The 12,840-nt window shown below is 68.1% G+C and carries 12 protein-coding genes, 1 tRNA gene and 1 riboswitch; of the genes, 7 read left to right on the forward strand and 6 right to left on the reverse strand.

Annotated elements, in window-relative coordinates; all coding sequences use genetic code 11:
• Positions 1-71 precede the first annotated feature (71 nt).
• Together AB5L97_RS16840 and AB5L97_RS16845 are read right to left on the reverse strand one after the other, a co-directional pair.
• Positions 72-503 (reverse strand): SRPBCC family protein, encoded by a 432-nt coding sequence (locus tag AB5L97_RS16840; protein ID WP_369045516.1) that lies wholly within the window; start codon positions 501-503, stop codon positions 72-74.
• A gap of 19 nt (positions 504-522) precedes the next feature.
• Entirely contained in the window at positions 523-1,074 is a 552-nt protein-coding gene (locus AB5L97_RS16845) for a hypothetical protein (protein ID WP_369045517.1), read from the reverse strand.
• A gap of 116 nt (positions 1,075-1,190) precedes the next feature.
• Here AB5L97_RS16845 and AB5L97_RS16850 point away from each other — a divergent pair.
• The 4 genes from AB5L97_RS16850 to AB5L97_RS16865 all read left to right on the forward strand — a co-directional run bounded on the left by AB5L97_RS16850 (position 1,191) and on the right by AB5L97_RS16865 (position 5,441).
• Positions 1,191-1,261, forward strand: a tRNA-Gly gene (locus AB5L97_RS16850).
• Positions 1,262-2,121: 860 nt separating this feature from the next.
• Entirely contained in the window at positions 2,122-2,904 is a 783-nt protein-coding gene (locus AB5L97_RS16855; protein ID WP_369045518.1) for a TetR/AcrR family transcriptional regulator, read from the forward strand.
• 514 nt (positions 2,905-3,418) lie between these two features.
• The gene (locus AB5L97_RS16860; RefSeq protein ID WP_369045519.1) at positions 3,419-4,789 is read left to right on the forward strand and encodes a vanadium-dependent haloperoxidase; all 1,371 of its coding nucleotides are present in this window, start codon (positions 3,419-3,421) and stop codon (positions 4,787-4,789) included.
• A gap of 142 nt (positions 4,790-4,931) precedes the next feature.
• Positions 4,932-5,441 (forward strand): MarR family winged helix-turn-helix transcriptional regulator, encoded by a 510-nt coding sequence (locus AB5L97_RS16865; protein WP_369045520.1) that lies wholly within the window; start codon positions 4,932-4,934, stop codon positions 5,439-5,441.
• Positions 5,442-5,515: 74 nt separating this feature from the next.
• Here AB5L97_RS16865 and AB5L97_RS16870 read toward each other — a convergent pair whose 3' ends face one another.
• Positions 5,516-6,751: an APC family permease gene (locus tag AB5L97_RS16870; protein WP_369045521.1), complete on the reverse strand. Its 1,236-nt coding sequence runs from the start codon at positions 6,749-6,751 to the stop codon at positions 5,516-5,518.
• Positions 6,752-6,777: 26 nt separating this feature from the next.
• On the opposite strand from AB5L97_RS16870, the gene AB5L97_RS16875 reads away from it, so the two are divergent.
• The 3 genes from AB5L97_RS16875 to AB5L97_RS16885 all read left to right on the forward strand — a co-directional run bounded on the left by AB5L97_RS16875 (position 6,778) and on the right by AB5L97_RS16885 (position 10,850).
• A complete protein-coding gene (locus AB5L97_RS16875; RefSeq protein WP_369045522.1) occupies positions 6,778-7,242 on the forward strand; it encodes a MarR family winged helix-turn-helix transcriptional regulator in 465 nt (154 codons plus the stop codon).
• A 161-nt stretch (positions 7,243-7,403) separates the two neighbouring features.
• Positions 7,404-7,580, forward strand: a riboswitch (M-box (ykoK) riboswitch).
• A gap of 216 nt (positions 7,581-7,796) precedes the next feature.
• Complete coding sequence (locus tag AB5L97_RS16880) at positions 7,797-9,509, forward strand: NRAMP family divalent metal transporter (protein ID WP_369045523.1); 1,713 nt, start codon at positions 7,797-7,799, stop codon at positions 9,507-9,509.
• 81 nt (positions 9,510-9,590) lie between these two features.
• On the forward strand, positions 9,591-10,850 hold the full coding sequence (locus AB5L97_RS16885; protein WP_369045524.1) for a magnesium transporter MgtE N-terminal domain-containing protein: 1,260 nt from the start codon (positions 9,591-9,593) through the stop codon (positions 10,848-10,850).
• A gap of 77 nt (positions 10,851-10,927) precedes the next feature.
• Here AB5L97_RS16885 and AB5L97_RS16890 read toward each other — a convergent pair whose 3' ends face one another.
• The 3 genes from AB5L97_RS16890 to AB5L97_RS16900 all read right to left on the reverse strand — a co-directional run bounded on the left by AB5L97_RS16890 (position 10,928) and on the right by AB5L97_RS16900 (position 12,836).
• The gene (locus AB5L97_RS16890; RefSeq protein WP_369045525.1) at positions 10,928-11,350 is read right to left on the reverse strand and encodes a YybH family protein; all 423 of its coding nucleotides are present in this window, start codon (positions 11,348-11,350) and stop codon (positions 10,928-10,930) included.
• A gap of 224 nt (positions 11,351-11,574) precedes the next feature.
• On the reverse strand, positions 11,575-12,408 hold the full coding sequence (locus AB5L97_RS16895) for an NAD(P)-dependent oxidoreductase (protein ID WP_369045526.1): 834 nt from the start codon (positions 12,406-12,408) through the stop codon (positions 11,575-11,577).
• Between the two features lie 14 nt (positions 12,409-12,422).
• Positions 12,423-12,836, reverse strand: coding sequence for a carboxymuconolactone decarboxylase family protein (locus AB5L97_RS16900; RefSeq protein ID WP_307958564.1), 414 nt, complete (start codon positions 12,834-12,836; stop codon positions 12,423-12,425).
• Positions 12,837-12,840 lie beyond the last annotated feature (4 nt).

Genomic DNA, 12,840 nt, shown 5'->3' on the forward strand with positions numbered 1-12,840 from the left:
CCCGGGCTGGACGCACGACGGCGCCCGCTCGCCCTACCGCGGGCGCCGCGCCTGCCGCTGGACGTCCGCGCCTATTGCTCGAGGACGGTCTTGAGCGTCTCGAGCTGGGCGACCTCGTGATCCATGGTCTTCTGGATCATGCCGCCCATGAGCTTCATGAACCCGGAGGGCTCGTAGGAGAGGCCGAAGGTCACCCTCGTGCCGCCGCCGTCGGGGCCCATGAGGAAGACTCCGTGCGGCCTCGCGGGACCCGCGATGACCTGGAAGCGGATGACCTCTCCAGGGCGCGCTTCAGTGATCTCGTAGTCGCCGTCGATCTCGCGGCCCCCCGGGCCGGCAAGCCGCTGGGCATAGACCGCGCCCTCCTGGCCCGCAGGGCCCGAAGAGTGGGAGACGGAGCGAACGCCGGAGCGCCACTTCGCGTTGTTGAGCCCGTCGACGAGGAACGCGTAGACGTCCTCGGGTGTGCGCTCGACGGTCACGCTGTGTTCAGCCGCTGCCATAGCCGGGAGACTATGAGCGTCAGCTGGGATTCTGCTGGAAATCGTCCGGTGTGTCGCGCTCGGGCTCTGCGCGCAGCTCCGCCCTCCGCTTGGGCGAGGCGAAGGCGACGCGCATGTGGTCGTTCGTGAGGACGTCCGCGACCCCGATCATGAGCACCGCGAACACGATCTGCTCCACGACCATCCAGTACGGGTACAGCCCGGGAACCGTCGCCACGACCAGCGTCACGACGGGGAAGATCTGGCTGAAGAGCCGCAGCCGCTGGTAGCCCCAGTAGTAGCCGTGCCGGGCGCGCCACGCGAAGAAGAACAGCGTAAGGGTCATGAGAAGCACGACGACGCCGCGAAACCACGCCGCGAACGGCACCTCTGCGCCTCCAGCCTGGAGCACGACCGCGGTGGTCACGGCCGCGACGCCGACGGCGACCTCGGCGAGCAGGATCCAGTAGACCCACTGGAACGCGCGCTGGGTCTTGGGGTGCTCGAGCTCGTGCTGGTCGACGGTGAAGTGGCCGTGGCGGCCGCCGAAGGTCCTGTCGATGTCGACGCCGAGGATGCGCAGTGGTGGCATGGATCAACGCTAGCCGCAGGGACTGTGGGACAGCTAGGCGGGGTTGTCCCCGCCGCGCAAGGCTGCACGGACCACTGCCCGCGGTGTTGTAAGCTGTGTTGAGCCCTTCGGGGCACGCGGCCGTAGCTCAATGGCAGAGCGCTCGCTTCCCAAGCCAGATACGCGGGTTCGATTCCCGTCGGCCGCTCGCAAAAGCCCAAGTGCGTGCAGGCTTGAGAAAGCCTTCTTGGCCTCGCTCTACGACGGCCACCCGCTCCCGGGTGAGGCCTACACGCGATCCCGCTGCAGTTCTGCAAGCGCTCCCGACCTGGCGACAGTGATGAAGTGTTCCCTCGGCGTGGCCTCGTAACCATGCTCAGAGCCTCACGACTGCCCTCGGGCCAAGCCTCCCTGGACCGCCGGCACAGCGGCTGCCCTTAGCGGATCGAACGGTCCTCGTAGAGTTGGCGCCACACGTCATTCCGTTGGGCATCGAGGTAACCGGTATTCCACGGTTGGAGGAATGTGCGCCGGACCCATCGTCCGAGAGCAGCAATACGCCGACGGAGCGGCACCCACAGACCTGCTGGATTGGCAGGAACTGCCGCGGCGGCGTCGAGGCTGCCCTCCAGCCGGGTGGGGAAAATTAGGCGGAGAGTAACTGGGCGGAAGCGGGTATGGGTCGCTGGTGCGTGGTGGGTGGTCATTGGAGGCCTCGACTTGATGACGAGAGATGCTGTGGGACCTGACGGCCGCGACTTCCCCCTCTCCGGGAGATGATGCGGGGTGATCTTCAGATCGGGCTAGGCGGCCTGCTTCGCGTGGCGGTCCACGGAAGCCTTCCGCTCAGCCAGTTCCATACGGATAGCTTGTGGAGCGATTTTGGCTCCGTTGTCCTCTTCAGGACTGGATCTAGACTAGCAGTCCATTAGACTGGAAGTCTATAGTCCATGTGAGTGATCCCACCCCTGCAGAGAGCCCCCCCCCGGCGCATCACCGGATCGCCAGTTGCCGCCACCGGCTGCTGGGACGATTTGACTTTAGACTTGGAGTCTAGAAAGGAGCCGAATGGAGCGCGGCTGGAGCGAATCCGGTGGGCCGAGGCGGATCCGGGAGGAGCAGATGCGGGAACTGCTTCTGGGAAAGGCCGTTGAACTGCTCAGACCTACTGGCCTCACCGTCAGCTTGGAACACCTGAACCTCGAGGAGCTCATCCGATCAGCGGGCGTGCCCAGAAGCTCTGTGTACAAGGCCTTCGGGAATAAGGACGCCTTCTTCCGCGAGCTCATGATTCGGCTCATCGAAACCATGGAGATCTCGGGGTCTGACCTCGATCCGGGTCTCGCTCAACGAATCCAGGCGACGGCCCACGCCCACGGGAGTCGACTCGGTACCCCCGCCGGACGCCGGGAGGTTGGGCGCGAAATCATCAGGCTCTCGGTCAAAAAGAATTATGAATCAGTCCGCACGTCAACAGAGTGGCGGACCTACATCGCTCTCTCGGCAACGGTGAGTTCACTCGATCCCACGTCCCGGACCGCGGTCGTGGATGCACTCGCTCGCGCCGAATCACGAACCACCGCCGCGAGAAGCGCCGCCTTCGACCAGCTTTTGCCCCTTCTGGGACTGAAATTCCGCGTCGGACTCGATGCAAGACAGCTTGCAACTGTCGCCGCAGCCATCGTGAATGGGCTGGCACAACGAAGCCTTGTGAACCCCGAGGTCGTTGACACACCCGTCGTGCTCCCAGGCATCGACGGTGATCCAGTGGAATGGCATCTGTCCGCCGTCGGCGTCATGGCCGTCCTGGACGAGATGACCGAGCCAATAGAAGGCGCTCACTCGGCTTAGAACGCCGCTGGCGTGGCCCGGAAATCGGCCCGTGCAAACGGAGACCGCTTCCATGGGCGGTACTACACTGGTCGAGGCGGCGCGTGGGCGCTGCCTTCCGGGGGAGTCATGACCGGACTGCATGCACAAGGGGTGGGCGACTCACGGATGCTCGAGCATCCGCGAGTCACCCGGTTGCCTTGGCGCTCGGTGGCTCCTATTCCCCGAGATACTCCGCAGGATCTCGTGCCCTGCGGCAGCCCGACGTTCCAGCTAATGGCAGGATGCCGGATCGACCGCAATGGGGCGATCGACGTGACCACCTGCCATGACTCTGGCTGCTTCCCTTCCCAGTGCCTCCGCGGCGTCGTGCAGTGCCTCAACACCGGACTTGGGAGTGCGGACCCTCTGCGCTACTCGATTGCCACCACTCGCCACCGACCGCCTTTATAGCCCCTACCGGGCCCGAGGTCGCCGGACCGGAGTGCGGATCACAGAGCAGAGCCATCAGGGAACACTGGGAGAGGAGACCGACATGCGAACAGGAATACATAGGTGGTACACGGCTGCCGCCACCGGGGCGCTGCTCACGCTGAGCGTGGCCTCGCCCCAGACATCCACGGTTGCAGCGGCGAGTCCGGGCGAGAACATCGCCGCGCAATGGGACAGCATCGCAGTGAACACCGTCGTGAGCTCCGGGACATTCCAAAACGAGGGCACGGTCTACATGGCCTACGTCACAGCAGCTATGTACGACGCGGCCGTCGCCATCGACGGACGGTACGTTCCGTACGCCGCGCCTCTCGCAGCACCCGCCGGGGCATCATCCGATGCAGCGGTTGTGGAGGCCGCGCGCGTCACTCTCGACTACTACCTGCCGGCCAAGGCGACGACGGTCGACGCACTCGCCGCGACGAGTCTGGCGGCGATCCCGGACGGGACGCCCAAGACCGACGGAGCGGGTGTAGGGCATGCCGCCGCCGAGGGGGTCATCGCCGCCCGCACCGGTGACGGCAGGTTGACCCCGATAGGGGTGACCTCGGCCTTCCCCACGCTCGCGCCCGCCCCAGGCGTCTGGCGGCTGACGCCCCCGGCCTTCGCTCGCCCGCAGACACCCTGGATGGCCACCATGCGGCCTCTCGTGCTCGACCGACCGGACCGGTTCCGACCCGACGGGCCGCCGCCGCTGACCAGCCCCGACTGGGTGGCCGCGTTCAACGAGATCAAAGCGGTGGGTGCTGCCAACAGCACCGTCCGCACCCCGGAGCAGACCGCAACAGCCTACTTCTGGAGCGCCAACGGCATCCGGCAGTGGAACCGCACGGCCCGGGACCTCGCCGACAGCCGGCACCTGGACCTCGTGTCCTCTGCCCGGCTCTTCGCGATGGTCGACGTCGTCGGTGCCGACGCGGCGATCGCCGTCATGAACGAGAAGTACCACTTCCTGTTCTGGCGGCCGGTCACAGCGATCGACCCCACAGCGGTCAGCAACGACGGGTTCGGCCCCGTCCCGGGGTTTGACGACGGAGACCCCCTGACGGTGGAGCAAACCGGATGGCGCCCACTGCTGACGACGCCGAACCACCCGGAGTACCCAGCCGCGCACGGCACCGTCACCTCAGCGATGGCCGAGGTGTTCACCCAGTTCCTCGGCACACGCGAGATCAACTTGACCATCCATGGGTTCGATCAAGCGGGGGCGCCGGGGAACTTCGACGCGGTGCGCACCTTCGCCAGCCCGACAGACCTGCGGGAGCAGATCGTCGACGCGCGGCTGTGGGCCGGACTGCACTACCGATTCTCCACCGAGGCAGGAGTCGACCTCGGCCGCAGCGTGGCCAAGTACGACCTGCGTCATGCCTTCCTTCCAGTGGACGACGCGACGGCGCGCGCTGGGTCAGACTGAGCGCCTCGTCGCCTAGCCCATGGCTTCACTGAGGTCGGCTCCTCGCGGACCTCAGTGGTGGACCTTGGACTGCCGGTCCGCTTCAACGTTCGTCGGCCGGCGACGGCGATGGGCCCTGTAGGTGTTCGGCCGGTGGGATTCCATGGACTACGAGCAGGCCCGCGCGCTGAACAGGGCGATCCGGACGATCGGCATGCGCCACCGTGCCCTTGCCGGATCCTTCCTCCACCGGGTCGGGCTCACGGTCGGGCAGGAGACCCTGATCATGGACCTCGCGGAGCACGGGCCCAAGACCCAGTCCCAGCTCGCCGCAGCGGCTGGATGCGAACCCCCCACGATCACCTCGGCCGTCAAACGGCTCGAGTCGCTGGGCCTGGTGACCCGGGGCCCCTCCACGCGGGACAGGCGGGCCACCGTAGTGGAGCTGACCGAGCGCGGGCGGAGCCTCCTTCCGGACCTCTCCGCTGCCTGGATCCAGCTGGCCGAGGCAAGCATCTCCGGACTCGCCCGCACCGGCGCCGACGAGCTGACCCGGGCCCTGACAGACCTCGCGAAGAGCCTGAGCACCGCCTCGGACCACACGGGACCGGCAGCACCCCACCGGACCACCGCCGCGGACCCCGAACCGGAAGTGAGCCGGGACCGGGGCTGAAGGCCGGCCCGCGCCGGGACGGCGGCCGGCATCCGTCGGGATCCGGACTGACCCACCGGTGCATTCGCTACGGGTCAGGAGGGCCCCGGGCGGCCGCTTCTGGAACGGGTTCGGCACCATGCCAGACAGCCGGCGGCCACGACGAGCCCATAGACGCTGCGGGTGCCTGATTGGACGAGTGCGGCGGCCATGATCGGGATGAGCGCGAGGTTGGCGAGGGTCCGAGCGCTGGGGCCGCGGGATCGGACGTAGCTGACGATGCAGATGATGTAGATGAGCACGAAGACCGCGCTGCTTGCGGCGAGTGCATCGACAGTCAGGGAGGGGTCAGCCGCCAGAGCTGACAGCGTGGCGGCGAAGAGCGCGCCGAGGAGGGCCGTCCGCGCCCACGCCGACCCTCCGAGGATGCTGGGCATGCAGCCGTCCCGACTGGCACCGGCGATGAGGCTGTTGACACCGCGGACCCACGCTGCGGCGTTGACTAGCATCGCCGCTGCCGCGACAACGGCGACGAGCCCCTGCAGTGCGGGGCTGGTGGCCAGCTCGAGCAGCCCGGCGACCGGATCGACGGAGTGCTGGTCGGCCCGCACTGACACGGCAAGGGTGAGCGCGACCGCGAAGGCCCCGTACAAGCCCAGCGCCACTGCGCTGACGGGCAGGAAATCCCGGCGCGGGTCCCGGAGCTCCCGGCCGAGGAAGGTGAGGTTCTCGAATCCGACAAACGCCCAGAACGCCAGCAGCACCCCAGGCAGCAGGGTCTCCCCGATCGCGCCGGTGGGGAGCACATCGAGCTGGCGCGGCGCATTCCATGACCCCGCCGCGACAAGGATCAGCCCGGTGGCCACCAGCGCTGCGCCGCCGGCGAACTGCACGAGGGCACCGACCCGCGCACCGGCGAGATTCGCCGACAGGGCCAGCACCAGCAGCGCTACGGCCACGGCGGCGCCCCCGCCGCCCCAGCCGAGGCCGCGTTCGACGTACCTGCCCGCCACGGCACACCCTGTCGGAAGGCCGACGACCACCACGAACACGAACATCAAAGGCATCGCGGCCCCCACCCATGGGCGAAGCCCTCGCGAGACGAGTGCCTGGAGGGCGTCGCCGCCGCCGGAGAGGCCCATCGCGTCCTGGAACATCACCAGCATCGGCAGGCACAGCAGGGCGGCGACCGCCCACACCAGCAGGCAGCCCGACCCCGTCTGCGCGTAGACCGCGGACGGAAGGCTCAGGATCCCCGAACCGGCAATCGACCCGAAGGCCAGCAGGACCGCGGCGACACGGCCCAGGGCCCGGGGACTAGTGGCAGGCATGCCTCCCATCCCACTAGAATGACAACATGTTGTCAACTGACGAACGCGAGCGGGTCGATGCCTACCGGCTGCTCATGGCGGACGTGTACGAGCTGGCCTCGCTCAGCCGCCGCAGCAGCGACTCCGTCGCGGCTGCCCATGGCGTCACCGTCACCCAGTGGCACACCATGAGCGTGCTCTCAGGCGGTGACGCCGCGGTGCCCGCGATCGCACGGCGGCTCGGCATCACCCGCCAGGCCGTCCAGCGCACGACGGATCAGCTCCTGGCCGCCGGCCACGTCCAAGCACTGCCGAACCCCGAGCACAGGGGATCGCCGCTGATTCGGCTGACCCGCAGCGGCCACAGCACACTTCGCAGGCTCTGGTCGGCAAGCGAAGGCCCACGGTCAGAAGCACTGCAAAGCATCCCCGCTGACCGACTTGCCTCAGCGCGCAGCACCCTGCGCGAAATCCTCGCGGCCATCGGAGACCCCCGCCCCAGCCGCATCTAAACCCGTCGCGACCCACACCCCTCCCGCCAACTAAGGTGTCCAGGGCGTGAGCATCGCCATGATCAGATCGGAGTGGCGGACCTGGCGCGACTGGCTCCGGTTCCGGCCGCGGTGAGTCGGCCATCACCCGGTCCCGTCTGCGCGGTATCATGTGCTCGCAAGGTGCCGTTCGTTAGCTGAGGCTCCTTCGCGGACACAAGCCAGCGACCCCCAACGTCGAGAGACGCCCCCGGTCAGGACAGGCTGCCCCGGGTTAAGGGGCAGCCCCGATTGGCTCCCTCCGGTCATCCCGGGGGGTCACGACGCGAAGTGCCAAAGGCCTTACGAGGAAGGGCACCCCGGGTGTTCGGCCCGGGGACCTCCGCCCAAGGCACGTGAAGACGAGCGCAGGAGGTGGCTGACCGTGTCCGACGGCGACAGTAGTACCTCTTCGCGTACCCCTGACTGAACCCAGCCCGTCTTCCCGCCCCGAGGGACCCAAACAGCCCGACCCAGGGTCCTTCGGTGTGCCGCTTCACAAGACCCCGGCCACTGCCGGGAGGAAGCAGGTCCCCATGGCCAAGACTCCACGGACCCATGCCCGCGGTCCCGCACCCACTACCCCGGCAGGCGCCTACGCCCCCGGGCCGGCCCCGGCCACCGGCGCCTATGCAGTGCTCGACTCTGCCCACCTCGGCGACATCCAGGGTGCCTTCGGCACCATCCGCCTCGAGGACACCTCGGCCCCGCGCAGCTGGAGGACCCGGTTCAAGACCCTCCTGGCCATCATCGGCCCGGGCCTGATCGTCATGGTCGGGGACAACGACGCCGGCGCGTTCGGAACCTACACCGAGGCCGGGCAGAACTACGGCACCAGCCTGCTGTGGACGCTCCTGCTCCTGGTCCCCGTCCTGTACGTCAACCAGGAGATGGTCCTGCGTCTGGGCGCGGTGACCGGCGTGGGCCACGCTCGGCTCATCCTCGAACGCTTCGGCCGGTTCTGGGGTGCATTCAGCGTGATCGACCTGTTCATCCTCAACGCCCTCACGATCGTGACCGAGTTCATCGGCATCAGCATCGGCCTCTCGTACCTCGGCGTGCCCAAGATCCCCGGCGTCATCGCTGCCGCGGTCGTGGTCGTCGGCGCGGCCAGCACCGGATCCTTCAAGACGTTCGAGCGGGTCTGCCTCACCCTCGTGGCAGGCTCGCTCCTGCTCGTGCCCGTGTTCTTCCTGGCAGGCCCGGACTATGGGCAGATGGCGCACGACCTCATCGCCCCGGGCCTCCCCGCCGGATCCAACATCGCGGACGTGACGCTGCTGATCATCGCGATCGTCGGCACGACCATCGCCCCATGGCAGCTGTTCTTCCAGCAGTCCTACGTCATCGACAAGCGCATCACCCCCCGCTACATGAAGTACGAGAAGGTCGACCTGTGGCTGGGCATCGCCATCGTGATCCTCGGTGCCGCGGCCATCATCTCCTTCACGGCCTCCACCTTCGCCGGCAAGCCCGAGTTCGGCCAGTTCACCGACGCGGGTGGCGTCGCGGAGGGCCTGGGGACCTACGTGGGGCGTCTTGCCGGGATCCTGTTCGCCCTGGCGCTCATCGACGCCTCGATCATCGGCGCCGCCGCCGTCGGCCTGTCCACTTCGTACGCGCTCGGCGACGTCCTGGGCCTGAAGCACTCCCTGCACCGCAAGGTCAGCGAGGCCAAGGGCTTCTACGCCGCGTTCGCCGGCATCATCCTCGTCTCCGCGGTCATCGTCATCATCCCCGGGAGCCCGCTGGGCCTGCTCACCGTCGGTGTCCAGGTCTTGGCCGGGGTGCTCCTGCCCTCCGCGACGCTGTTCCTCCTGCTGCTGTGCAACGACAGGCAGGTCATGGGCCCCTGGGTCAACGGCAGGGCGATGAACATCTTCACCTCCATCGTCATCGCGGTCCTCGTGATCCTCTCCGTCGTCCTGACCGCCGCCACCCTGTTCCCGGGCCTCGACGGCGACGCCATTATCGCCATCCTCGGCGGCGGGGCCCTGCTGGCCGTCCTCGCTGCCGCCGCCATCACCGCGCTGAGGATCCGCGCCAGGATGCAGGGCAGGACCACCCCGGAACCGGCCGTCGACCGGTCCCAGCGGCTCATGTGGCGCATGCCCCCGCTCGCACTCCTGGAACGCCCGCAGCTCTCCCTGACCCGCCGGGTGGGCCTGGGAGTCCTTTGGGCATACCTGATCCTCGCAATGGCCCTCGTCGTCGTCCGTGTCGTCCAACTGGCCTTGGGCGCCCCCTGACCCCGAATCCCCACTCCCGAAGACGCCCTGGTCTGGCGTACAGTCGCCTCGAGACCCCGGTGTGCACCGAAAGGCCCCCCGATGACCGTCGCAACGGCAACCCTCTCCCTCTCCGCCCTGCTGCGCCAGCCCGTCACCGACTCCGACGGGCGCCGCATGGGCGCCCTGGCCGACCTGATCGTCCACCTACGGCATGACGGCTACCCGCGCGTGACCGGCCTCGTGTTAGCCGTCGGCAGCGCCCGAGTCTTCGTCTCCGCCGCCGACCTCGCCGCGCTCGCACCCGAGCGCGTCCAGCTCGCCGTCAGCAGCGTGGACGTGCGCGAGTTCCGACGCCGCGAGGGCGAAGTCCTGCTCTCCGAAGACGTCCTCGGACACCGCCTCATCGACCTCTCCCGCGTCGCCTTCGTCAAGGCCTACGACGTCCAGCTCACCCAAGTCCTCGACGGTTGGGCCGCCACAGGACTCGACGTGCACCGCCGCCGCTGGCTCAGCCTCGGCCCCCGCCACGCTGCCCACCCGCCCCGGGACTGGAAGGACTTCGAACCCCTCATCGGCCACGCCGAATCCGCCCAGGTCCGGGCCGTCACCGGACGGATCCCCGAGCTCAAGCCCGCCCAGATCGCCGACATCATCGAGGAGGCCACCGGTGACGAGCAGGACGAACTCCTAGCCCAGGTCCACGAAGACCCCGAGCTGGAGGCAGACGTCTTCGAAGAGCTCGACGAGAACTCCAAGTCGGGGCTCTTCCGGGACCGCTCCGACGCCGAAGTCGCCGAAGTCCTAGGCCGAATGCAGGCCGACGACGCGGCCGACGCCCTCATGGACCTGCCACAGGAACGGCGCAGCCCCGTGCTCCAGGCCCTCCCCGAGCCCCAGCGCACACGCGTCCACCGGCTTCTCGGCTACCACGACCTCACCGCCGGCGGGCTCATGGGCACCGACTTCCTCGCCCTACCGGCCACTGCCACAGCCGCGGACGCACTCGCCGCCGTCGGCGCCGCCAATACGCTCCAGCCCCAAGCCCTCGTCATGCTCTATACCCTGGCACCGGACGGGACCCTCGACGGCGCACTCAGCCTCCCCCAAGCCGTCCAGGCCGACCCTAGCCAGACCCTCGCGGAGCTCGCAGACACCGACGTCGTGGTCGCCTCTCCCGGAGACGACGTCATCGACGTCACGACCCGCATGGCCGACTTCAACCTGCTAGCCCTGCCCGTGGTCTCCGAAGGCCGGCGCCTCATCGGCGTCATCACCGTCGACGACGCGCTCGAGGCCGCCATCCCCGAAGACTGGTCACGCCGCGAAACAGACCACCACGACACCGGCTCTGAGCCCTGAGCTCCAGGGGCGCAGAGGGGCCAAAGCAGCCTCTGGTGCGAGTTCTCGAGGTCCCCTGCACGCCCAGCCGACGTCATTCAGGAGTCGGTTGGGGTGTCTGGGCTGATGAAGTCGGTGTGCTCGTGGATGACCTTCCACTCGCCGTCCTCGCGGCGGAAGACACTGGTGGCGCGGAGGGCGAAGGGGCGGGGCTCGCCGCCGTCGATCGTGCCGACGAAGCGCACGACCGCCGCGGTGTAGGCCATGTCCCCCACGACATCGGAGGCCATGAGCTCGACGGTGACGTCATGGCCTCCCGCGAGCCGTGCGGCGACGCGTCGGAACGTCGGTTCCAGACGATCCCAGCCTGTGGCCGAGACGCCGACAGCGCCGAAGAGGCTCACCGGGTCCCGATGGGACCACATGGCGATGCGGTGTGACGGGTCGCCGACGGCGAGGGCGGCCTCGGCAGCGTGGAGGGCAGGCCCGGCCCAGCTGAGGAACTCGTCTTGCGGATCCATGGTCCCCTCCTCGTGCAGCCCCTTCAGCATAGGACCGCGCGGAGGTCTCCGGCTACTGTGGTTCACAGCCCTGGAGGTCCCGACCGGCTGCGTCACGGGGTTCGCTATCTCGCAGAACATCGGCCTCTCCCGCCGCGGCGGGGCTGCCAACATGAATGGGCAGAAAGCCCCACCGAGCACCGCCCCTGCGCCCTCGCGCCGGGCGGCCGGGGCACCTCAGTCGCTCATTTGGCCTTGGGTTCCTTGCCCATGGAGTGGAAGAGCTGGGTGGAGGAGAGGGCGTTGAAGGGCATGGGGATGTTGTGCTCGAGGCCCTTGAGGTGGGCGGCCTTGAGGTCCTTCAGGAGCACGGCGAGGGCCGTGTCCGCGGTCCATTCGGAGACGGAGTCCCAGTTCCGGGCGACCCAGCTGTCCCCGGTGCTGGCCTTGAACAGGTTCAGCAGCTCGTCCTGGGGCAGGCTGTAGTGCGCACCGAACGTGAGCCCTTCGGCCACGGCGTTCATGGTGATGCCCAGGACGAGGTTGTTGACCAGCTTCGCTGCCTGGCTGTTGCCCGGCTGGGCGCCGTAGTAGAACACGTTCGAGCCGACGGCGTCGAAGTAGGGCCGGGCGGCGGCTACGGTCTGCTGGGCACCGGAGGTCATGATCGAGAGGGTGCCGGCCTGGGCGCCGGTGGCGCCGCCGCTGACGGCTGCGGCGATGAGCTTGACGTCCCCGGCGGCCTCGACCTTCTGGCCGAGCTCGTTCATCGTGTCGGGGTCCAGGGTGCTCATGACGATGATCGTCAGGCCCTTCGGGCCGGCGGAGAGGAGCCCGTCCTCGCCGAGGATGACGTCCAGGTTCTGGGCGTAGTCGCGGACCATCGAGATGACGGTGTCCTCGGCCTGCGCGGCGACGTCCTTCAGGCCCGCGGCGATCGTGATGCCGGCGGCCCTGGCCTTGACGCGGCTGCCCTCGAAGGCGTCGTAGCCGATCACCTCGAAACCGGCCCTGTTCAGGTTCACTGCCATGGGAAGTCCCATGGTCCCCAGCCCGACGAAACCGATTCTCTTGCTCATGATGAGGTCCCTTCCTAGTTCGCGTTCGACGCCGGGGTGATGCCGCGCTCTTCCATGACCTGCCTGAGGAGGGTCAGTGCGTTCAGGACACGGGGGAAACCGACGTAGGGGAGAAGGTGGATCAGTGTGCCCACGATCTTCTCCTTGGTCAGGCCTACGTTGAAGCCGGTGTTGATGTGGAGCTTCAGCTGGGGCTCCGTCCCGAGGGCCACCAGGGTGGAGATCGTGACCATCGTCTGTTCCTGCTGGGTCAGCGATGTCCGCGAGTAGATGTCCCCGAAGGCGAAGGAGACGATGTAGTCCGCCAGGTGCGGGTCAAGGTCCTTGTACGACTCGACCAGCTTGGCGTGGTCGAACGTATTCGAGTGCTCGGTTGAGACGAGCTCCATCATGCGGTCCATGCCGCGCTGATATCGGTCTACAGCCATCGTG

Source organism: Sinomonas sp. P10A9, assembly GCF_041022165.1.
Taxonomy (GTDB): Bacteria; Actinomycetota; Actinomycetes; order Actinomycetales; family Micrococcaceae; genus Sinomonas; species Sinomonas puerhi.